Below are 21,661 nucleotides of genomic sequence, written 5' to 3'. Positions count from 1 at the left end.
AATTCAAAAAATCATGTTCGAGGCATTTATAGAATTCTTAGACCAATTGTATTGGGTAGGTTACGGAGTAGAATTTGAAGAGGAGAACCCAAAGGCGTTTTACCAACAGTTGGACAAGTTTAAAAAACAGCATACCCAAAAGCGATGAAGTACGAAACCCTATTTATTATGGTCCGCGTGGCAGTCCATGCCGACCATACCCAGTTATCAGATATTGTAAACGAGATAGAGACACAGTCTAAATTAAGCCTTAGCGATACCGCTAACATCAATATTCTGGAAACGGAAATTCTATTATCAAGAGTTAGGAACATTAAAAACATTCATTATGTCACACAACCTAAATTATAATAGCAAGACCGAAAAGCATAGCTTTTTTTCGGTCAAGGAAAAAGCATGGCACGGATTAGGCACAATCATAGAAAATTATCCAACAAGTGCAGAAGCGATAAAATATGCAGGTTTAGATTATACCGTTGAGAAACGAAACCTGTTCACTTATGGTGATGATACCACGCCCGAAACCGAGGACAACGATATTGTAATGGAATGGCGTGTCGATGTACCAAACCATTATGCAACGGTTAGAACTGATACTAATGAGGTTTTGGGCGTAGTTGGCAGGGATTACCACGTTGTTCAGAACATAGATGCATTTTCGTTTTTCGATAGTATTGTAGGCGGAAAAGATGGTATTAAGTACGAAACAGCGGGAGCATTGGGTAAATATGGAGAACGTATTTTTATAACCGCAAAACTGCCCGAGTATATCAAAGTAGGCAGGAACGATCTAATTGAGCAGTTTTTGTTTCTAACCACTTCGCATGATGGCTTTGGAAGCATTACCGCATCATTTACCCCAATTCGGATTTGTTGCCAAAACACATTGAATGCCGCCTTGAGAAATCAAAGCAATGCGGTTAGAATACGCCACACCGCAAGCGCACACGACAGGCTCAAAGAAGCCCATAAATTACTGGGAATTACCAATCTATTGGCTAAAGAAATGGAGGGAGTTTTTAACAAATGGTCTAAAGTAAGGATTACCGACAAACAAGTTAAAAAACTGGTACAGATTGCAATGGCACCGAATAAGGAAACTTTGCAGAATTTGCAAATAGGAAAACAGGACGAGTTTTCTAGTGTGTTTACTAATATGGTAGATAATATTTTGGAGTATACCGCCACAAACCCAACCCAACAGATGGAAACCACAAAGGGAACTTTGTTTGGTGCTTATAATGGGGTTGCAGGGTATTTTCAGAATGTGAAAAATTACAAAGACACCGAAACAAAGTTCAAATCTATTATGACAGGTAACGCATTGGGAAAGTCGCAAGCTACTTTTGATTTATGCAGGGAGTTTGCAAATATTGGTGTGGATGCGTTGAATTAGGAGCGTCAAATAGCGAGTTTAGGCACTAAGGGCGAGTTGTTCTTAGTGCTTTGCTATGGCCAAAATTTCGGGCGGCCCTTGCGGGCCTTTAGATTTGTTAAGTGATTCGGTAAGTGCTAATATAAGTATTTATCAAGTGACGTTTTATATATAAAGTTAACAGAGTCGGAGGCGATCTAACTTGCGGGCAAGATGTAATGATCTAATTTATGATTTAGGCCTTCGACTTATTTTTAAACAAGCTTCATATAGAAATTAGGGCATAGGGCTCATTAGAAAGGTATTGACCGTGTTTAAAAGCGTTGACTGAAAAAACTAAACATTAATTATGAACTGGAAGTATTTTATCGGCGTCGACGTCTCTAAAGCTACGTTGGATGTATGTGTGCTAAATGGCAGGGAGAAGAACAAAAGTTTTGAAATCGAGAACAAGCCAACGGCATTGGCCGCTTTTTGGAAGGTATTGGCAAAACAGATTCCCGATCTGCCTAAAGAAAATGCCGTCTTCTGTATGGAACATACAGGAATCTATAACGAGCATATTTTAAGTTTTCTACACAAAAAGAATGCTGCGATTTGTCTGGAACATCCTGCGCATCTAAAGCTTTCCGTAGGCCTCACCAGGGGCAAGAATGATAAGGTAGATGCTGAAAGGATTGCAGTTTATGCATACAAAGAAAGGGAATCTATACGTATGTGGGAACCCCCAAGAGCAATTATCAAAAAGTTAAAACAGCTAACTACGTTACGCAATAGACTTGTACGTACCAAAAAAGCACTAACCGTTCCCGTAAAAGAAATCAAATCCTTTGACAGGGCTGGCGGCAGGGCTATTGAAGAAATCTGTAAGGGTACTTTACGGCACATCGCAAAAGATCTGGAAGCGGTAGAAAAACTTATCCTTGATACCATCAAGTCTGACCCCAACCTGAAACGGCTTTTCCAAATATCCACATCAATAAGTGGAATCGGAACTGTTACCGCGATTGAGATCATCATTTCTACCAACGAGTTCAAAAATATACGAAACCCCAAGAAATTTGCATGCTATGCTGGAATCGTGCCTTTTGAACACTATTCGGGAACAAGCCTTCGTGGACGACCACGTGTCTCCCATAAGGCGAACAAACGGGTAAAGGCATTATTGCACATGGCTGCGATGGCATCACTGATAAGTGGGGATATGAAGCGATATTTTGAAAGAAAAAATAAAGAGGGAAAAAATAAAATGAGTATTATCAACGCTGTACGGAACAAGTTGATCCAAAGACTCTTCAGTTGCATCAGGGAAGATAGACTATACACCCGTACAGATCAACGTCAGTTTGCCTAAACATTCCTCATTAGGTGGAGCGGGGTTAAAATGCTAAATTTGGCAAACCAGCTGGGCTAACTGCATCTTTAAATACATCAATGAACTCGAGCGGGATATAAAAGCATTGCAGTCTAAACACGGGCTTGAAAAGTGAAATTATGAAACATCTGAGGGGCGTTCAATGTAATTATCCAGTCCGACAAGCTATTCAAGAGCATCTGTCCAATCCAAAGTTGAAGTCGTTTATGGTTTAATTTAAAATTATTTAACTTTGAACCGCTTTTGGTTCCCGGACTCACGATCGGGATTAAAAGGGAACTCCGGTGCGAATCCGGGACTGTCCCGCAGCTGTAAGCTCCAAACACCAATGTCCATTCACTGTGGTCACTGTCCGTTGACCAACGGATGGGAAGACCGGGCGGAGAGGAGTAAGTCAGAAGACCTGCCAATGCATCATACATCAAAGCTTTCGCGGACTGAAGCTGGGATAGGTTTGTCTGACAGGTACCCACTCCCATCAGTTTGCGCGGGCTATATTTAAAAAATATGGTCAGAGAAAAATTGGTATTGCCCGATAACGGCAAAAAATTGTTGCTGCATTCCTGCTGCGCGCCCTGCTCCGGCGAAGTAATGGAAGGTATTATGGCCTCGGAAATCGAGTTCAGCGTTTTCTTTTACAATCCCAATATCCATCCCAAAAAGGAATACGAGCTGCGCAAGGAGGAAAATATCCGTTTCGCGGAAAAGCACGGCATTTCTTTTATCGACGCCGATTATGACGTGGACAATTGGTTCGAACGGGCTAAAGGCATGGAACTGGAACCGGAACGCGGCATTCGATGTACAATGTGTTTTGATATGCGTTTTGAGCGCACGGCTTTGTACGCCCATGAGAATGGCTTTGACACCATGTCGAGCGCTTTGGGGATTTCCCGCTGGAAAAACATGGAGCAGATCAACGACAGCGGTTTACGGGCCGCAAGTCACTACGAAGGTCTGACCTATTGGGCCTATAACTGGCGTAAAAAAGGCGGTTCTTCGCGTATGCTGGAGATCAGCAAAGACGAGAACTTTTATATGCAGGAATACTGCGGCTGTGCTTATTCCCTGCGTGACACCAATAAGTGGCGCATGGAGAATGGCCGTGGAAAAATAAAACTCGGTGAAAACTATTATGGTAGCTGATCAGGACAGTTCAGTGTCAGCGCCTTATATCGAAAGTCGGCTGACTCAGTTTCATCACCTATCGCATCCTTTATTGGGCCTTTCCGGGCGCGGTGACCTGCAGAGATTTGTTTCCCTGTTAGCGGATTCGGCAAAAGGGACGCTGGGTATAAAAGAGTTCATTGATAATCCTGTATTGGCTCAAATCTTAAACTACCAGCAACAGTCAGCAACTGATGAAGCTTGCTGGTTGTTATTCCTTTACTGCTATGTCGGCAGATCCGGTTTATTTTACGCTATTCATCGAGCCTGGAGCTGGCAAAAGGCGAGCGCTAATGCCGATGACTTTCATGACTGGCTTACAGGTAACCAGCAAGAGTTGAAAAACGTAGGCAGCTTAAGTATGGTGCATAAATACCGGGGTTTTGATCAACATCGCGCCGAAGCAATGGCCGAAGGGGTCAAAAGTTATATTGCGTGGGTTAAAGCCGCCGGTGACCATGCCGGGCTGTTTCAAAATGCGATAGCAGATTGTCAGGGCCAGTCAATGATAGCTTTTGACCGGATCTATTTATCCATGAATGAGCACACCAGCTTCAAAAGACAGATCAAGTTGGATTATTTATGCATGATCGGTCATCTGAAAATTGCCGGTATTGAGCCTGGCCAATTTTACTTTAGTGATGTACTTCCTCTAAAAAAAGCCGCAAGGCAACTATTTAGCGGCCATCCTTCAGTAAAAATGCCGCCATCTGAGCTGAATGAATTGATGGCCGCCTTAAGGGATTGCCTGGGCTCCCCGTTCAGTATAGCTGTTCTGTACCGGACGCTTATGGATTGGGGGAACGAAAAAAGGGTGCCCATTAATCCTAACTTCCGACGATATTAAAAACTGATATTGTGTGTATTTTTGATCTCAGCCATTACGAAGGTACTATGTGTACTGCCAATACTTTCAACGGAGCCTAATTTATTAAAAACAAAGTCCTGGTAATGCTTCATGTCTTTGGCATACACTTTCAGAAAAAAATCATAATCGCCGGAGATATTATAACATTCTACAACCTCCTCGATCTTCAGAATATCCGCTACAAAGCTGTGGCCCACTTTCCGGTCATGCTGTTTAAGCCGGATATTGCAGAACACAATAAAGCCCTGGTTAAACTTTTCTGGGTCAAGCAGCGCAATATATTTCTTGATATAACCATTGGTTTCCAGGCGTTTTACACGCTGAACCACCGGCGATGGCGTCAAATTTACCTTCGCAGCGAGTTCCTTGATGGTATAACTTGAGTCATTGCCTAATATTTTTAATAGTTTCAAATCGATCTCATCCAATTGTTCCATAGCGTAAATCACTGTTACAGCACACAAAAATATGTATAAACCGCATAAAAATTCACTAAATTATCAATTTAAAGTAATTTCGGTTGAAATTGCACTCTTAATTCCACTTTAATAACTGTTTTTGTAACTTTGGACAGAGTTTAAAACTCGTGGTTCTTTGCTTTTTTCAGCAATCGGGAAAGGTTTTACTTAGCTGTGAATTAATAGGGAATCGTGTGCAAATCACGAGCTGTCGCGCAACTGTAAGTAACACAAAAGGTTTTATCAATGATGGTCACTGTGCAAACGGGAAGGCCGGTAAAAGCCGTTACAAGTCAGGACACCTGCCTTTACCGAATTGACGATACTTCCGCGTAAAGAGGTTATTGGTCAGATTGTATAGCTTATAAGGTGCAAACCCTCAGGGGTGGCTGTGCCTGTTCGTGTCTATCTCTCCTTCTCAAATCCTTTCTTTTGCCTGTTGTATCCTGAATAACCAAGAACTTTTTAATGATCATTAACCATTTAAAAAGTTAAAGAAATACATGAAAAATATCCAAGATACCAAGGGGAATGAATTTGTGTTCACACTAAAGAGCACTTGTTTAGATGAAAATTATCATCCCTCAAGTCAGACGCGTCTGACAACCAATTTTGCAAACCTGGCCAGAGGAGATAACCGCCAACAAAACTTACGTAATGCCTTAAATATGATTAACAATCGATTTAATGCATTGGCTCATCTGGATAATCCAACAGGTGATCGTTACCTTGTAGAACTTGAAATCATCACCGTAACGATGCGTATCGATGATAAGAACGGTGTTAACGATCTGCCGATGATTGAAGTTTTAAAAACGAATATTTTTGACCGTAAGACTGGCCAGCATATCGAAGGTATTGCCGGAAATAATTTTTCTTCCTATGTGCGTGATTATGATTTCAGTGTTTTATTGATTGATTACAATAAAAATAAATCTAGTTTTTGTGTTCCTGAAAATTTTGGTGATCTGCATGGCAAACTTTATCAATGTTTTGTGAATTCAACCACTTATAAAGAGTATTTTAAGATGTCACCGATCATTTGTCTAAGTGTATCGAGCAACAAAACCTATACCCGCACTGAGTATCAACATCCCGTTCTGGGTTTTGAGTATCTGCAGGACCAGTATTCTCTCACTGATGAATATTTCTCTAAAATGGGCTTAAAGGTTCGTTTTTTCATGCCTCCGAATAGTGTGGCACCGATGGCTTTTTATCATTCCGGAGATCTGCTTTCTGATTATACTGACCTTGGACTGATCAGCTCCATCAGCACGATGGAGACTTTCCAGAAGATTTACCGCCCGGAAATCTACAATGCAAATTCAGTCGCAGGGAAAATATATCAACCTAGTCTTAAGCAAGAAGATTATTCTCTGACTCGTGTAGAATATGACCGCGAGGAGCGCAGCCGGTTGGCTGTGGAACAGGGCAGATATGCTGAAGAGCATTTCATCAAACCCTACCAGGATGTTCTTGAGCAATGGTCTGCCAATTTCTCAATTAATTAATACAACACATTAAAATTATTCTATGACGAAGAAGTTATTATTACCTACCTCAATTGTAGGAAGTTTGCCCAAGCCAGCCTGGCTTGCACCACCAGAAAAACTATGGTCACCATGGAAATTGGAAGGCGATCAATTGCTTGAAGGAAAACAGGATGCGCTGCGCATTACATTGCAGGAACAGGAATTGGCAGGATTGGATATCGTTTGTGATGGTGAGCAGACACGCCAACATTTCGTAACGACTTTTATCGAGCATTTGAGCGGTGTAGATTTTGAAAATCGCAAAACTGTGCGAATCCGTGACCGTTATGATGCGAGTGTTCCAATGGTTGTAGGCAATGTTGCCCGACAGAAAGCAGTTTTTGTTGAAGATGCCAAATTTTTGCGTAAACAGACCAACAAACCGATCAAATGGGCATTACCCGGACCGTTGACCATGGTAGATACCTTGTACGATGGCCATTACAAAAGTCGTGAAAAGTTAGCCTGGGAATTTGCCAAAGCCCTCAATGAAGAGGCAAGGGAACTGCAAGATGCCGGAGTAGATATCATCCAGTTTGACGAACCGGCATTCAATGTCTTCTTTGATGAAGTTAACGATTGGGGAATGGCGGCATTAGATAGAGCCGTTGAAGGTTTAAACTGCGAAACTGCGGTGCATATCTGTTACGGTTATGGTATACAGGCTAATACCGATTGGAAGAAGACATTGGGCTCAGAGTGGCGTCAATACGAAGAGATTTTTCCTAAAATTCAAAAATCTAAGATTGACGTGGTATCATTAGAATGCCACAACTCCAATGTTCCTTTAGATTTAATGGAACTTGTCCACGGCAAAAAAGTGATGGTGGGCGCCATTGACGTGGCAAGCAACACGATCGAAACACCTGAAGAGGTAGCGGATACCCTACGTAAAGCGCTTGAATTTGTGGATATAGAGAATCTTTACCCTAGTACAAACTGTGGTATGGCCCCATTATCAAGAGCGGTAGCGCGAGGTAAGTTAAGTGCTTTGAGCGCAGGCGCAGAGATCATACGCAAAGAAAATGCAGGTTAATAATATATTGAATTACATTGAAGAAGTTATTAGCAATATTAAGTAAAGCAGGTTTCGACGGTTTCCTGCTCATGATAGGCATGATGATCCTGCTGGCCTATTTTTTACCGCAGCCGGGCATGGTCAAAGAACCTGTTTCGTTGGAGCAGATTGCAGGTGCAGGCGTTTCGTTGATCTTTTTATTTTATGGTTTGCGATTGAGTGTGGAGAAACTAAAAGTCGGGCTTGTCAACTGGAAAATGCACATTATCGTCCAGTTGACGACCTTTTTGTTTTTTCCGCTCATCGTTTTGGCATCCCGCCCGCTGTTTGTTGGCACCGATTTCGAAGTGCTTTGGTTGGGTATATTTTTTCTGGCAGCTCTACCGTCCACTGTTTCCTCTTCTGTGGTCATGGTTTCCATCGCCAAAGGCAACATTCCAGCGGCCATTTTCAATGCGAGCATTTCCAGTTTGATCGGCGTAGTGGTGACCCCGCTATGGGTTGGGCTGTTCATCGCTTCTGCGACCGGCCATTTTGATGTTACGGATATTGTCATCAAGTTGGTTCTTCAAGTTTTATTACCGGTCATCATCGGCATCAGTCTCAACGCACGTTTTGGAGCCATGGCCGAAAAATATAAGAAACAGTTGAAATATTTTGACCAGGCGATCATCCTTACCATCATTTACACGTCGTTCTGTAAGTCATTCTCCGAACATCTTTTTGCTGGCTTCACCGCCCTTGAACTTGCCGGACTCGCCGCAGGGATGATAGCCTTGTTTTTTGCAGCATTCTTTTGCGTTGGTCTACTCAGCCGTTTGTTCGGCTTTTCAGCTGAAGATCGCATCACGGTGTTATTTTGTGGTTCTAAAAAGTCATTGGTACATGGTACCGTCATGTCAAAAGTGCTCTTTCAGTACAGTACCATCACCGGTATTGTATTACTCCCACTCATGCTTTACCATGCCTTGCAGTTGATTGCCGCCAGTATCATCGCTCAGGGTATGGCCCGGCGAAAAGAAGAAAAATAACCCTATGAAGCTTTTAGAAAAAATACAGTTAGGCAGTGTCAGCCTAAAAAACAGAATAGCCATGGCAGCGATGACCAGGGGCCGTACAGATAGCAATGGTCTGGTGGGTGATATGACCGTAGAATACTATGCACAAAGAGCAAGTGCAGGTTTGCTGTTCAGCGAAGCCATCAGGATCAGTGAAGAGGCTACCGGCAGTCCGCTTACCCCGGGTATTTTCACGGATCAGCAAATAGCAGCCTGGAAAAAGGTCACAACTGCGGTACATAATAAAGGCGGCGTGATAATCGCCCAGCTTTGGCACACCGGCCGTATGGGACATTCTATAGATCGGAACGGAAAGCTGCCGCTTGCGCCATCAGCCTTGCCCATCCTGGGAATGCAGCATTTCACTTCCCAGGGCAGGAAGGATTTCGAGGTGCCTCAGGAAATGACGATTGCGGAGATCAGGAAGACCATAAGTGACTATGGCCAAGCCGCAAAAAATGCGATAGCGGCAGGGTTTGACGGGGTTACCCTTCACGCCTGCAATGGCTATCTGCCCAACCAGTTCTTAGCTGAAAGTTCCAACCAAAGGACGGATGCTTACGGGGGCAGCATCCCCAACAAAGTCCGCTTCGTGCTGGAGGTGATGCAGGAATTGATCCGCGTGGTAGGTGGTGAAAAGGTGGGTATTAAAATAGCTCCTTTCCATTCCTATGGTGAGATGGCACTGGATGACCCTGCCGCTACCTATACCTACCTGATCGAAAAACTGAACGATATGGACTTTGCCTATGTGGAACTCATGAGGCGTAGCCCTGGTTTCACTTCGCCGGAACATGATGCAGCTGAAGACGAGATCGAGCTCTTCGGCAGGAAGATTCGCCAAGTAGTTATTGCTAATGCAGGGTATGATAAGGCTTCTGCCGAAGCTGAACTTGAAAAAGGCATTGCCAAACTGATCTCCTTTGGCAAGCTATACATCGCGAACCCTGACCTGCCTGAGCGGTTCGAGAAAAATGCACCGCTTATTGAGCCGGACAGGGCGACAATGTATGGTGGCGGGAAACAGGGGTATATCGATTATTCTCGCTGGGACGAAGAAAACGCTACACAAATAATAGATGATCAAATCTTAATTAAGTGACAATGAATTTAACAGAACGTATTCAAGCTTCAGAAACACGGGTGTTCAAGACCGTATTCCCCAATACCACCAACCACTATGATACGCTATTTGGTGGCACCGCCATGGCCATGATGGACGAAGTCGCTTTTATGGCCGCTACTAGTTTCAGCCGCCAGGTGATGGTGACAGTGAGCAGCGACCGCATTGATTTTAAAAAGTCAATTCCCGCTGGTACCATCATTGAATTGGTGGGGCGTGTTAAACAGGTTGGCAATACCAGTATGAAAGTATCGGTTGAAATTTATGTGGAACAGATGTATGCTGAAGGGCGTGATCTGGCAGTGCATGGCGAATTTACTTTCGTTGCCATTGATGAACATAAAAAGTCGGTCAAGATAATTCAATAGATTCTGACCTACATCATGTGCTGAGATGAATGGACCTAAGTTGAGAACTTTAAGGTTTTCGGCAAATGCGCAACCCAAACCACCACGGTCATAATTACCAATTATTTGTGACCGCAAATGGAGATCACTACTGAAGGCTGTTTAGTGATTCCGACGGGAATCGAACCCACACCTACTGAACCTAAAATTCGATTTTATTTGGTTTAACCATAGAAATCAATAACGTTTTGAAACTTATTTTAAGATCTGGTTATGTTGTGATAGTTTGAATAAAATTTAGGCATCCATTGACTTGTTTAATGTTGACCTAACGCTAAATAAATGCTTTATACTAGGACTTTTGCCCTCATTTAATAGTTTTCCAATCTCATCATAAACGGAGTAAAACTTTGCACCTTTAGCCTTTACAATTTCCCTTTGACGCTGAAATGATGATAGGATATTTTCAGACTGTTCTAAGCAGTTATTATAAATACTTGTAATAAGATCAAAAGAAGCCTGCCAACTTTCATCCATAGAGATTTCAATCTTATCGAAAGTTTCAGGGTTAGTTGACCTAACTAAGTGTATTAGTTCGTTTTCAAAGCTTAAATACTCATCTGTAATGTCATTCTTATTTACAATGCAGTTAATAATATGGTCGATTTTGTTACGTTGTGATTGGGAAATCTGACCTGAAATAATCAACCCCAGTTTTTTATAATAATCAGCAGTTCTGCTAAAGATCAATACATTGTGTTTAAGGGTAGCAAGGTCGGCAAATTTTTGCTTTGACTTTTTATTAAGCTTTGCTTTAAGGGCCTCTTTTGTTATGGTATATTTCTCTAGAATTTTTTGGGCATTTGAAGACTCCATATAATTAGTTATCTCTGAACTTTGCGAAATATTATCCCAAAGTTCCTTACGTTTAGAATACTCTCCAAGATCATCACTGAGCGCATATTTTTTTATCAAATTATTCATTAGAATCATCATTTCGCTCATGAATGTCGAAAGATCATCTTCTAAGGTGCCCTTAAGCCATATCTTTGAAAGATCAAATACTATCCCATTTTTGCTCCCATCCGTAAATTTGTAAAGTATTGAAATAGAATAAGGAACAACTGCTGAACGAATTTGACCAATTGCATTTTTGCCTTGTCCGTAATTGTCTTCCAACTTTTTAAAGATGATGACCTTGGAAATGAGCATTTCATAAAAATTCCTGTCAATATCCAATTTCCCTTTCCCGTTTTCATCACCGCTCAATGCATCAATAAAATACTTGAATACTTTATCGCCACCTTTTTTTACTACATAAGGTTGATCTCCCCATGCCGTAAAATATTTTCCTAGCTGCTCCTTTGAGAATCGCACATCTTTCGGGTAGTCTTTTTCTGCCTTTCCGCCCATTCGCAACAACGTGCTAAATTCGCCTTTGGACTTTTCAAAAAACCATTTTTTCCCACTTGGCATCATCACACTATCTGATAGTGCTTTGATTTTGGTTAATTGTGGATTTCTAGATCCTAAGTCCACAGTTGACACCTTAGTTTGAGAGTTGGAATAACGACTTATTTTGGATATTAAATCATCAAGGCCTTCTTCAGTCACATTCTTTGCAACGTTGATTTTAGCCATTACTCTGACCTTTTCGATTGAGAATCCATCTTTTCTAGTGAAAAAAATACTAGCGGTAGTTTGTCCACCATTAACGATCTGAAAGTCGGTTAATGAACTGATATAGACTTTGCCTTCTTTTTCTAATGTTGTCTTCCCAGTTGATGTAATTGTTATTCCATTATTAAATGCAATAAATTTCTCTGGAGTTAATCTAATGGTTTCTCGTATTCCAGCATTTGCTCCTTTAAATTGAAGAAAGGAACGAACATTCTTTTCCAGCAATCTTGTGCTGTATTTACGGTAAAGGTCAGCTAATATCGTTGCTGGCAATACGCACAGATATGACTCAAAATGCTCTTCATCTGCAGCTTTTATTGCTTCTATTCTGTAGTTGAAATCTTTTTCAAAATCTATTACCAAAGCTTCTCTTTGCCCACGAGAAATTTCCACGTTATATAGAAAGTTCAAGTCAATCAATCTTTTAATTATTAACACATTCTTGACTACCTTTGAACGATTTTTAGAAAAACTGACTGAAAGTTCTTCATCCTCAAAATCAAATTTTTTCGGCTGTGGAGTAGATCCTCTCGTTTCAATAGTTGCAGTTGCGGATATCAAAAATACCTCAACTACGTCGAATTGCTCCGTACCTTCCGCTGATGCCATTTTTGCGACTAATGCTCTGACTGGACTGGAAAGTTGAAGCTCATCATTAAGATGCCCTTTTATTGCCTTGTTAACAAATCGAGTTGCCCTTTTAAATTGACTTTCATAATAGGCTTTTGTAGATATACTTAGATTTTCAGCCTTTGCAGCAAGATCGATCTTTGCTTCATCGACCAAAAATAATTGAAGTCTCTCCCCTGAATCGTTTACGGCATATCCATTTATCTTTAAGTTATCCTCATTATACACATAATAACTTTCATTGCATTCTTCGCTGTCTATTAACTTGGCGTCATACATTAAAGGCAATGTTTGTGTCATAAACTGGTTTTGATTTACAAACCCTTCACTGTCACAGGCCTCCTTTAACAGGTTTTTGCGGAATTTTAAAAATTCTTCTATTTCCATTATAACTTGATTTGTGAAATTTTGAATTCCTCAAGCTGGCTAATCCTGAGATTATAAGATACCTCGAAAATACCCGAGGTTATATTTAGTGTGGTTATCTTGGGGAAGTTATCTGCTGAACAATCATAAAAAGACATTTCCATAGGCTTGAATTTTAAATGACCATAAAGGGGAAGTGAAGCACCAAAAAGTCCTTTTTGTAAAAGTGCATTAATCAAAATGCCCATCTCACCATTTCGCTCCGATATTAATTCTTTGACAGAATCTATCTGCTCAGAAATTGTTAAGCCGTCTTCGTGATTTACACTCACTGAAACGATGCATAATGTAAGTGACTTATCAGGTGTTAAGGTGAGCTGAAATTCACTGGAAATTCTAACTTCGGTTTTTGTTTCCTCTTTAGTTTTAACCTCTGTACATTTTGTATCTGATTCAAAATCGTTCCTAGCATCATAAGGCCCTTTCCAAGATTCTAATACTTCATCTATACTAAAGGAATCTGATTGTTTAACCAATTCCTTAAGTAAGGTTAGCTCTCCAAATAGTCCTTTGATAACATCATCAGTAAGACCATTTGTGGTGTAATCAGTAAAAAATCCACTCCATCTGTAAAATGCCTTTATAAGTTCATTTCCATAATCTTCTGCATTACTTATATAGCAAATTCTCTTATAAAGAGAAAGTATAAGGTCGTTGAAAAGATCGCTATAAACTGAACTAATCAATTTGATAACAATATGATTGCTCTCTTCAAAATAGTCGATAGATAAGTTTTGTTTAGCAACTCCTTTAAACCGAAAAGAATGTGGTTTTGGAATAGAGAGTATTAGATTCCTTAATCCACCTCTGTCAAATCCTATATATAAATCAGGAATGCTATCTGGGGAAATCCGAATTGAATGAAAACCATCCTCTATTTCTTTATTATCTATTCTTTTCCATTGTGTTTCAAGTTGTTCTAATCTCATATTCTTAAAATGAGTCTTGAGGAATGGAAAGTTCTGCGTCTTCAATGCTGTCAAGATCTTCATCAGTTTCCAGCTCATAGTCTCCATGGACGTATACACCTCCTGGGTCGGGTTCTATAGGAGGAAAACCAATCGCAATACCTACAATAGGAACATTTAAATCAATATTCTGCTCCTTCATGATTTCAGAAAATTCTTCATCTTCGCTACCACGCTCTTGCAAAAAAGTATAGTATGAATCAAACAGATAAATAATCATAAGCCCTTCTTGGGGTTTCATTTTTTCTCTGAAAACTCTTTCAGGAACGGTTAGTTTAGCAGCTGCTTCTTCTGCCTCTGCCAAATCCCAATCCTTATTTTTCTTAAGAAAATTATTGGTGCGTTCAACTCTAAACTCATCAATTGCAGCTTGTATCTGTGGGTCATCTAATAGAAGATTCAAGTCGCCCCCTGAAGAAATAATATTGGCTGATTTACCAGAAGCATCGAAAATCATTTTGTTCAAGAAATTTAGCCTATACCTTGTTGTATCGCCATTCGAATTGAGTTTCGGACCTCTTCTAATACTAAGAGTTAGATCACTTGGAAGTCCTGATTCCGCTTTTGTTAGCTTACCTTTGCCTTTAGTAGAATTTGCTTGCCCATTGTTCTTGATAGCTATCGTCCAATTGCCAAGAAATTTCTTCACTTGACAAAGTTCAATAAATTTAATCATGCTTGCTCGATCTTCTTCAGGGAAATTGTTTTCACTTCGAATAATCTCAATTGCCCCATTCGCATCTGTATTGGCAGTCATAAAACCATCTTTAGTTTCTGAAAAATTATGCTTCTTTACGATATTATCTTTAAAGCTTTGCCAGACAGTGTTAATTTTTTTACGGTTGACGTGAAATCTAGTAGTCTGTTCGAGCTGATCTTGATAAGACCAGTTTACTTCTTTTGTGCCTTTCAATATTGAAGGACGAGTGATTTTTAGCGTTCCAGGATGCTTTTTTACCCTTAAAATAAAATTTTCAGGTGTTTTGCCTTTGGATTCCATTTTTCTAAATTCAATCTCTAACTCTTCGATTGCCCTGGTAGTAGAATCAAATTTGTCTACAGAATCTTGGGTTATGAATAATTTACAGCAGTCTAAGTAACCAGGACGATAACCGAACCACCTTCCCATTTGGAGGAGGGTGTCCGAATAATTCGTTGAACGGATGAAATAATTAATAGTTAGACCTTCAAGGGTAAAGCCACGGGAAAGCCTGTTCCCACCAACCGCAATTACTTTTTTTGGTGAATTGGATGGATATTCAAGTTTATCTTTGGTAACGTTGTTAATGGCTTTGACCTCAATGTTCCTAATTGCATCAGGAATATATTTTTTCAAGGCCTCAAAGCTAATTGGAGCCATAAACTTATCCTCATAATTAACTGGAAGATAACTCTGAATTGACTCGATTATCCCTGCATAGTATGTGTACCAATATCTCTCAAAATCTGCGTAAACTGATTTTGGATCGTTTGGTAGATCTGTGCCAATACTGGATTCTAGATCCGATACAAATTGTTGCACGAGGTCTCTCGTTCTATTTTGCCATAAAGTAAACCTAGAAATATGAATGAGCATTGTATTATGCGGGTTATACAATGCCGACTGTAGCATATTTTTCTTTCTGCTTTCCCTAATAGCAGTTGCGAGAATAAAACAAATAACGCTTTCTTTGAGAGACTCCGGTAGTATTTCTGGGAATATATCCGCTGATCTTCCCGCTCTAGTACTTCTTTTATAATCGTTGTAGTCATTAAAATCCAGGTAGCCTCCATCATCATCAAACGCATCTTTGTTCTCATAATGCTTAATACCAACAAGCACACCATCTTCATTCGTCCAAACCCTTGTGGGAAACGATGAAATATGGTCATTCACAACCTCTACTAGAGGTATCTTGTCATTAGGGTATTCCTCGATTGCAGTTTCAAAGATTTGTTTAGCACCAATATAATTCGATGGAGGATTCAAAAGAATGATAAAGTCGTCGGGAAACAGATAATCTTCCTGTTCCAAAAGTTTCCTTTTGAATGTTCCGTCGGCCTCCAAAAGTTTTGTATCAATCACCCATTTTGCCTCACTTGCAGGATTTCTATCCTGTAATACATTTGCGAATGGTGTAGCAGTGTATCCTAGATATGTCTTTTTATTAAAAAGGCTTAAAAGCGCCCTGATGTGTCCGTTGATCTTTGAAGCATATTCACGACCTTTTTTTCCTTCATTGTTTAATGAAGCATTATCAGCCTCATCATCAATGATTAGCATTGGAATATCATGTCTAGTTTTATCTTCTCCAATATAATCATGAAGCCAAATAATCAAGTTTTTGAGCACCCCTACATTTTTCTTGCAAACTAAGATGTTAGTGTGATTGAGCGAGAAATCTGCATTAACTAAGTTGTTGTTAAAATCCGATTTTGAAGAGGTTATAGAAATCACCTGTTCAACTGCATTGTCCCCTAATTTTCCAAATCTCCTAATTTTGCCGACCCCTTTTGTTTGGTTTTTTTGTGTCTCTAAATTTTGACCTTCACCAATTACATCACTTTCTATTCTGAGTTGCGTCTGGCTTCTAAGGTCCTCCATTATACCGGAAAGAATTATTATTAGTCCATATCCCAAATCAATTGATCGATTAATAACAGCATTGAAGTTCCCAGTTTTTCCAGATTGCACACTTCCTACCACTAGTCCACGGGTATAGAATGATTCATTTGATTTAGGATTCCCCATTTTTTCTACGATGGAAAGACTTGACAATTCTATTTCGGAGATAACCTTTTCACTACGACCAGTTTTTGCGAGTTGAGTTAGGTAGCGCTCCGTATAATTCCATTTAAAGTCGACTCCTAGATAGTCTTTGGTAAGCCACGTTTTAAACCCTTCCTTCGTAAGGGCATGACTGGGTTCTATAATTATTGGATTTATGGAAAGATATTCCTTAAGGGCAATCTGGTAATATTGCGTTAAAGTTGTATCATCTATTACAGGAAAACTATAAAGATTAAATATCGTAAGGACAGGCTGTTTGATCTGTTCTAGAAGATTTTCAAAAAAAAGATTGTCTAGCTTATTGCTGACTGAGTATTCTTTAGCTTTGTTCGAGATGAGATTTTTAATAACCTCAATGTAATTGCTATAATTCATGATTTATTTAAGAGGTTAATGATCGCTTCAGGTAATGTGGAAAGGCTAAACCCAAGTCCTGGTAATATATCTTCTCGGATACTTTCAACTGAAAGTCCACTTTTCTTTAGTTCAATAATACATTTTTCTAAATCCTTAGGTTCAATCTCATCCTTTTCCGAAACGCCGGAATAAGCCGTATCCTGATGAGCTTGGCGAATCTCATTGATCTGCGTATTTACCATTTTTGTTATTAACCTAAAAAGGGTAGCCTGTTCATCATTAAGTGTTGCCTTTAATGACTTAGTTAAGGCAAATTCCGCATTAAGCTTTAACAATATGCCTTTATTGGAAGCAACTCTTTCGAAGAGTTGAGCAACGTTTCCTTTCTTATTACCTGCAAATTTTCTAAGTCCTCTATTGAAATATTCACGCTCGGCTTCAATTTTAAGTTCTTCTATGTAATTTTCAAATGCATTCTTGAGATCATGTGGAATAACAATTTGTGACTTTGCAACATTCAAATGCAAAAGATGGTCTACACTGTTTCCTACATCTACTCGAAGCCTAGCCAATTGAAGACGAGGCCCTTTTTTAATCAATCCATTCCAGCCCCCAAAGAGAATAATCCTATCAGCGCGATAAATATAAATACCTTCCATATCCATCAGTCCACGATTTTTCGTAGTCCAGATTGAATGGCGTTGCTTGCTTTCCTCTACACTTCTTGATGGTAGGATAAAGCCTTCCATTCTTATCGTATCGGTACTGAAATGCCTTTGTTTATATTCCATAGGCCTAAAATCCTTTTGTTCAGTAGGGAAAGGATTAAATGGAATAATGAGATTGTTATTTATGCGTATTTCTAGCGGATACTCTTTACGCTCCATAAATCGATGAAATACAAGAGATAGATAATCTGATGTCACTTCGGTGATTTCTTTTTTGAGGGCTTTCTGGCGGTTATCATCCTCAAGATAGTTCTCAAATTTATATAGGCCTTGCCAAATTACTATTGTATTTGCTTCAAAATTTTCAAAGCGGTTTAGATGTCCTTCACTCAATTCAGAATAATCCTTCAATAAAATGCCAATCTCAGCTTGACTGTTTATCTTTAGTTCCCAGCGTTTCTCTTTTTTTAGGTGTGCAACATCCCAAGTTCGCCCAATATATTCTGAAGTACCTTTCTGCCTTGATATAACAGTAAAACATCTGGTCTGGGAAAACGAGGCGGTTTTCATTCCAAGACCGAAACGGCCTAGGTCAATAATTCCTCTTTCACTTTCTGGAGAATTACTAGGAAATCGCATGCTTGATTTTAATACTTCCTCATTCATTCCATTACCATTATCTGCAAGATATAGGGTAAAGGGCTCTTTGTCCATTTTTATCAGCGCCTCAATCTTTGTTGCATTGGCCGAGATTGAGTTATCCATTAGATCAGCTAATGCAGTTTCCAAGCTATATCCCTGTTCTGCAATAGACTTAATAAGGTATTCAGGATTGGGGCTTACGTCTTCGTAATTTTCATCGATGTTGTTTTGCATTATTGAGAGTGTTAAATCTTTTGTGCTAATTGTTGTGAATAGCTAGTATTTCCATCTCTTCAAAAACATGGTTGACCACTTCGGCAATCTGAAAAGCTAAATAAGGGGGCACTGCATTTCCAACTTGATGGAACTGTGATGTTCTTGGGCCACAGAAAAAATAATTGTCTGGGAAAGTCTGTATTCTAGCCGCCTCTCTGACAGTCAAGCTTCTGCATTGGGTCGGGTCAGGATGTATATAATAATGTCCGTCCTTTGAAATATGACTGGTTACTGTTTTCGATGCCCGGTTAGCTATCTGTACCCTAAAGCGATCTGCAAATTTCTTATCATCTATCCCTTGCCTAACATTTAAATGAGCGGGGAGAAGGCCCTCTGGAAAATCACTCAGCTTCGGTGATTGTTGTTTGATGTTTCCGAAGCAGGACACAAAAAGATACCTATGAATATCGCTATTCATATGAGATCTTGAAGCATGATTTAAAACACCATTCAGTCGATTGTCAAGATACCATTCAGGTAGATAGTCGATTTGTAGGTTTTCCATTTCTAAGTAATCAGCTCCTTTTCCAAAAGGTGGATCCTCTACTTGCAAAATCTTGTCCCGTATGTCTGTAATGATTTCTGTATCCACATCATTGAGTATATCTCCTTCCAAAATCCCCTCAATTAGAGAGTGCCAAGCATTAAAGCTATCTGCGCCTTTGGAAAGCCCGCTTCTTAATCTTGGTAATGAGTTAATTACTGAACCGATGGAAACTTCATCCCTACTGTAAATTATTTCAGGATTGATCTCAATATCGCGTCTTATCCCTAATAATATTACACGATGTCGTGTTTGCGGAACACCGTACTTTTCAGCTTGGATTACAAAGTTTTTTGGCCTATATGTTGGGTTGCCATTTTCATCGAAATTCTCGGGCTCCGTGACTAGTGAGTATATTCTATAACCTGGACAATTGAATTCATTTTCACCATTTTGGGGATAACATGCCGATGGGTCAGAAAGGTCTTCTAATATTTTTGAGAATACTTGGTTTTCTGACGTTTCAGCAGAAAGAATGCCTTTCACATTTTCCATAACAAAAACTGAAGGACTGTGCTTGGCCAAAATTCTTAAATATTGTTTGTACAATCCAACACGCTTATCAGTTTCTTCATTTAATATTCTTTCTTGTCTCCTCGATCTTCCGACTAGCGAATATGCCTGACAAGGCGGCCCACCGATAAGTAACCAATCTTGTTCTCCGTTTAGTACTGTACGAATTTTGTCATCAACTTCATCATCTGAAACAGCATTTTGGTCATGTTCGTCAGGGTCTCCTAATGTACCGCACCAAGCCTCTCTTTGGGCATGTTCAGCCTCAATTGGCCAAGCCCGGTAAAGGGCTTCAATACTAATGTTACCTCTTACAAATTCATAATATTCTTCAGGTACTTCCCCAATTTCAAATTGTCTGAAAAAACTTCTCAACGTTAAGGTTTGATGAGCAAGTGGGTCTTTTTCAATGGAAAGTGCAATTTTGAAAGCCCGCTGGTTTTCGTCATTAATTAATGCTGAAAAGCCTTCTCCCAATCCTCCAGGGCCAGCAAAAATATCTATGATCGGAATAGCCATAAAGCAATAAAAAATTATGATTAAAAATCGGTTATAAGCTTTTAAAGTTACCAATAAAAAAGTAATAAGATACATTTTGTGGGTAAAGCATAAAACAGTTTATGTACGTTCCGAAAAACATCTAATGTCTTAATTGTACAATATCACTTTTTTTATTAAATTTAGAAGTATGTGATTATTCACATGATAAACAGTAGCAATTAGCCTTACTCAAAAAAAAGGGCAAGGCAAAAGCTTTTAAATAATGTAGAAACTTCTTGGAAATTATTTCATATCATAACTCAATACACCAAAAAAAATATGTTTAAATATTTTTCATTTACTGATTATTCATTAATGAACTTATTAAATAATCAATTTTATATGAATCATTACGAAAGTTTTAATGATCCTTTTGAATGTAGAAGTGAAATTTATACAGGTTTTCCCGACAAAGCATCAAACTCACCTAGAGTTAATGAAATTATAAAAGCTTGGGGATTTGATAATGCCCGAGATTCAAATGCATTGGAAAATTATGAAGATTTAGTTTTGTCACTTGAAGATACGGAACCAAGTGTTCCTTATACTATTGATAGCGCTAGAATAAGCTGCTTTAGTAAAAGCTCAAACAATTTATTAATGTGGGCCCACTACGCTAATGGTTTACGAGGTTTTTGCATTGAATATGATAGAGATAAACTTTTGACAAATGATGTTAATGCTGAAATATTTGACGTTCTATACGCAAATAAACCACCGATAATCGATACAGCTGTAGTGGCAGTTTTGAATGATCAAGTAAATTATCACGAAGATTCTATATATTCAATAGAAGGTAGACTTAAATCCACAACTTTAAATCGAAATCAGAAGCAAAATGCGCGTTCAGAAATTAAAATGTATAAAGAATATCTTGACACAGTATATTTAAAAAATCGAGAAATCTACCAGAAAATGCTCGCTACTAAGTCAATTGAATGGCAATATGAAGAAGAACTTCGTTTAATTATGCAAACTGAATGTATTGATAAAAACGGGGTTAATTTAAAATATCCTATCCAATCTGTTAAATGTATTATTATTGGAGAAAAAATGCCTAGCTCACAAAGAGAAGCACTTAGGTATATAATTCATTTGAAATCACAAAACATCAAGTTTAAGATAGCGAGAAGGGTGCCTGGACAGTTCGAAGTAATTATTCACGATTTGATTGAATAATTGTTAAATTATTATAAGTATTGATTTTTATTAAATAATCTATTTCGAGTGCAGAATCGAATACAATTTAATATAAGTTTTTAATTAGGTAGTTGCAAATTCATCTATAAACTAGACCGTTAAAAATTTTGCATGTTTATTAAAAAA

The 21,661-nt window shown here is 39.2% G+C and carries 16 protein-coding genes and 2 riboswitches; of the genes, 10 read left to right on the top strand and 6 right to left on the bottom strand.

Annotation, left to right across the window (positions count from 1 at the left end; translation table 11 throughout):
- Window positions 1–328: 328 nt before the first annotated feature.
- The 4 genes from FA045_RS17615 to FA045_RS17600 all read left to right on the top strand — a co-directional run bounded on the left by FA045_RS17615 (window position 329) and on the right by FA045_RS17600 (window position 4,764).
- Window positions 329–1,396, top strand: a complete 1,068-nt coding sequence (locus FA045_RS17615; protein ID WP_136878405.1) for a DUF932 domain-containing protein — start codon at window positions 329–331, stop codon at window positions 1,394–1,396.
- Window positions 1,397–1,724: 328 nt separating this feature from the next.
- Window positions 1,725–2,729: an IS110 family RNA-guided transposase gene (locus FA045_RS17610; protein WP_136878404.1), complete on the top strand. Its 1,005-nt coding sequence runs from the start codon at window positions 1,725–1,727 to the stop codon at window positions 2,727–2,729.
- Between the two features lie 248 nt (window positions 2,730–2,977).
- Window positions 2,978–3,175: riboswitch (cobalamin riboswitch) on the top strand.
- Window positions 3,176–3,257: 82 nt separating this feature from the next.
- Window positions 3,258–3,896: an epoxyqueuosine reductase QueH gene (locus FA045_RS17605; protein WP_136878403.1), complete on the top strand. Its 639-nt coding sequence runs from the start codon at window positions 3,258–3,260 to the stop codon at window positions 3,894–3,896.
- Window positions 3,886–4,764 (top strand): alpha-glutamyl/putrescinyl thymine pyrophosphorylase clade 3 protein, encoded by an 879-nt coding sequence (locus FA045_RS17600; RefSeq protein ID WP_136878402.1) that lies wholly within the window; start codon window positions 3,886–3,888, stop codon window positions 4,762–4,764. Before FA045_RS17605 ends, FA045_RS17600 begins: the two co-directional genes overlap by 11 nt.
- Here FA045_RS17600 and FA045_RS17595 read toward each other — a convergent pair.
- Window positions 4,761–5,222 carry an Lrp/AsnC family transcriptional regulator gene (locus FA045_RS17595; protein WP_136878401.1) on the bottom strand — a complete coding sequence of 154 codons (462 nt, stop codon included), beginning with the start codon at window positions 5,220–5,222 and terminating at the stop codon, window positions 4,761–4,763. The genes FA045_RS17600 and FA045_RS17595 overlap by 4 nt on opposite strands.
- A gap of 163 nt (window positions 5,223–5,385) precedes the next feature.
- Window positions 5,386–5,567: riboswitch (cobalamin riboswitch) on the top strand.
- Between the two features lie 179 nt (window positions 5,568–5,746).
- Between FA045_RS17595 and FA045_RS17590 the strand changes: the two genes are divergently transcribed.
- From FA045_RS17590 to FA045_RS17570, 5 genes are read left to right on the top strand one after another with little or no spacing between them, the layout of a single operon-like run.
- A complete protein-coding gene (locus FA045_RS17590) occupies window positions 5,747–6,754 on the top strand; it encodes a DUF1852 domain-containing protein (protein ID WP_136878400.1) in 1,008 nt (335 codons plus the stop codon).
- A gap of 22 nt (window positions 6,755–6,776) precedes the next feature.
- Window positions 6,777–7,811: a methionine synthase gene (locus FA045_RS17585; RefSeq protein ID WP_136878399.1), complete on the top strand. Its 1,035-nt coding sequence runs from the start codon at window positions 6,777–6,779 to the stop codon at window positions 7,809–7,811.
- Between the two features lie 17 nt (window positions 7,812–7,828).
- Entirely contained in the window at window positions 7,829–8,824 is a 996-nt protein-coding gene (locus FA045_RS17580) for a bile acid:sodium symporter family protein (RefSeq protein ID WP_136878398.1), read from the top strand.
- A gap of 4 nt (window positions 8,825–8,828) precedes the next feature.
- Window positions 8,829–9,953, top strand: coding sequence for an alkene reductase (locus FA045_RS17575; RefSeq protein WP_136878397.1), 1,125 nt, complete (start codon window positions 8,829–8,831; stop codon window positions 9,951–9,953).
- Between the two features lie 2 nt (window positions 9,954–9,955).
- Window positions 9,956–10,342, top strand: a complete 387-nt coding sequence (locus FA045_RS17570; protein WP_136878396.1) for an acyl-CoA thioesterase — start codon at window positions 9,956–9,958, stop codon at window positions 10,340–10,342.
- Window positions 10,343–10,618: 276 nt separating this feature from the next.
- Here FA045_RS17570 and FA045_RS17565 read toward each other — a convergent pair whose 3' ends face one another.
- From FA045_RS17565 to FA045_RS17545, 5 genes are read right to left on the bottom strand one after another with little or no spacing between them, the layout of a single operon-like run.
- Complete coding sequence (locus FA045_RS17565) at window positions 10,619–13,018, bottom strand: AIPR family protein (protein WP_136878395.1); 2,400 nt, start codon at window positions 13,016–13,018, stop codon at window positions 10,619–10,621.
- Complete coding sequence (locus FA045_RS17560) at window positions 13,018–13,986, bottom strand: PD-(D/E)XK motif protein (protein WP_169305094.1); 969 nt, start codon at window positions 13,984–13,986, stop codon at window positions 13,018–13,020. Before FA045_RS17560 ends, FA045_RS17565 begins: the two co-directional genes overlap by 1 nt.
- A 4-nt stretch (window positions 13,987–13,990) precedes the next feature.
- On the bottom strand, window positions 13,991–17,170 hold the full coding sequence (locus FA045_RS17555; RefSeq protein ID WP_136878393.1) for a Z1 domain-containing protein: 3,180 nt from the start codon (window positions 17,168–17,170) through the stop codon (window positions 13,991–13,993).
- Window positions 17,167–18,696: an ATP-binding protein gene (locus FA045_RS17550; protein ID WP_136878392.1), complete on the bottom strand. Its 1,530-nt coding sequence runs from the start codon at window positions 18,694–18,696 to the stop codon at window positions 17,167–17,169. The genes FA045_RS17555 and FA045_RS17550 overlap by 4 nt, the downstream gene beginning before the upstream one ends.
- A gap of 25 nt (window positions 18,697–18,721) precedes the next feature.
- Entirely contained in the window at window positions 18,722–20,314 is a 1,593-nt protein-coding gene (locus tag FA045_RS17545) for a DNA cytosine methyltransferase (RefSeq protein WP_136878391.1), read from the bottom strand.
- A gap of 363 nt (window positions 20,315–20,677) precedes the next feature.
- On the opposite strand from FA045_RS17545, the gene FA045_RS17540 reads away from it, so the two are divergent.
- Complete coding sequence (locus tag FA045_RS17540; RefSeq protein WP_169305093.1) at window positions 20,678–21,514, top strand: DUF2971 domain-containing protein; 837 nt, start codon at window positions 20,678–20,680, stop codon at window positions 21,512–21,514.
- The last annotated feature ends 147 nt before the right edge of the window (window positions 21,515–21,661 follow it).

The sequence above is a fragment of the Pedobacter cryotolerans genome (genome assembly GCF_005116475.1).
Taxonomy (GTDB): Bacteria; Bacteroidota; Bacteroidia; order Sphingobacteriales; family Sphingobacteriaceae; genus Pedobacter; species Pedobacter cryotolerans.
This window is presented reverse-complemented; position numbering and strand designations above follow the sequence as displayed.

What these genes read in the sequence shown, in the direction of transcription:
- FA045_RS17615 (WP_136878405.1), top strand. Translation starts at nt 329, where the DNA reads ATGTCACACAACCTAAATTATAATAGCAAGACCGAAAAGCATAGCTTT.
- FA045_RS17590 (WP_136878400.1), top strand. Translation starts at nt 5,747, where the DNA reads ATGAAAAATATCCAAGATACCAAGGGGAATGAATTTGTGTTCACACTA.
- FA045_RS17555 (WP_136878393.1), bottom strand. Translation starts at nt 17,170, where the DNA reads ATGAATTATAGCAATTACATTGAGGTTATTAAAAATCTCATCTCGAAC.
- FA045_RS17545 (WP_136878391.1), bottom strand. Translation starts at nt 20,314, where the DNA reads ATGGCTATTCCGATCATAGATATTTTTGCTGGCCCTGGAGGATTGGGA.
- FA045_RS17570 (WP_136878396.1), top strand. Translation starts at nt 9,956, where the DNA reads ATGAATTTAACAGAACGTATTCAAGCTTCAGAAACACGGGTGTTCAAG.
- FA045_RS17550 (WP_136878392.1), bottom strand. Translation starts at nt 18,696, where the DNA reads ATGCAAAACAACATCGATGAAAATTACGAAGACGTAAGCCCCAATCCT.
- FA045_RS17565 (WP_136878395.1), bottom strand. Translation starts at nt 13,018, where the DNA reads ATGGAAATAGAAGAATTTTTAAAATTCCGCAAAAACCTGTTAAAGGAG.
- FA045_RS17540 (WP_169305093.1), top strand. Translation starts at nt 20,678, where the DNA reads ATGAATCATTACGAAAGTTTTAATGATCCTTTTGAATGTAGAAGTGAA.
- FA045_RS17600 (WP_136878402.1), top strand. Translation starts at nt 3,886, where the DNA reads ATGGTAGCTGATCAGGACAGTTCAGTGTCAGCGCCTTATATCGAAAGT.
- FA045_RS17610 (WP_136878404.1), top strand. Translation starts at nt 1,725, where the DNA reads ATGAACTGGAAGTATTTTATCGGCGTCGACGTCTCTAAAGCTACGTTG.
- FA045_RS17595 (WP_136878401.1), bottom strand. Translation starts at nt 5,222, where the DNA reads ATGGAACAATTGGATGAGATCGATTTGAAACTATTAAAAATATTAGGC.
- FA045_RS17575 (WP_136878397.1), top strand. Translation starts at nt 8,829, where the DNA reads ATGAAGCTTTTAGAAAAAATACAGTTAGGCAGTGTCAGCCTAAAAAAC.
- FA045_RS17560 (WP_169305094.1), bottom strand. Translation starts at nt 13,986, where the DNA reads ATGAGATTAGAACAACTTGAAACACAATGGAAAAGAATAGATAATAAA.
- FA045_RS17605 (WP_136878403.1), top strand. Translation starts at nt 3,258, where the DNA reads ATGGTCAGAGAAAAATTGGTATTGCCCGATAACGGCAAAAAATTGTTG.
- FA045_RS17585 (WP_136878399.1), top strand. Translation starts at nt 6,777, where the DNA reads ATGACGAAGAAGTTATTATTACCTACCTCAATTGTAGGAAGTTTGCCC.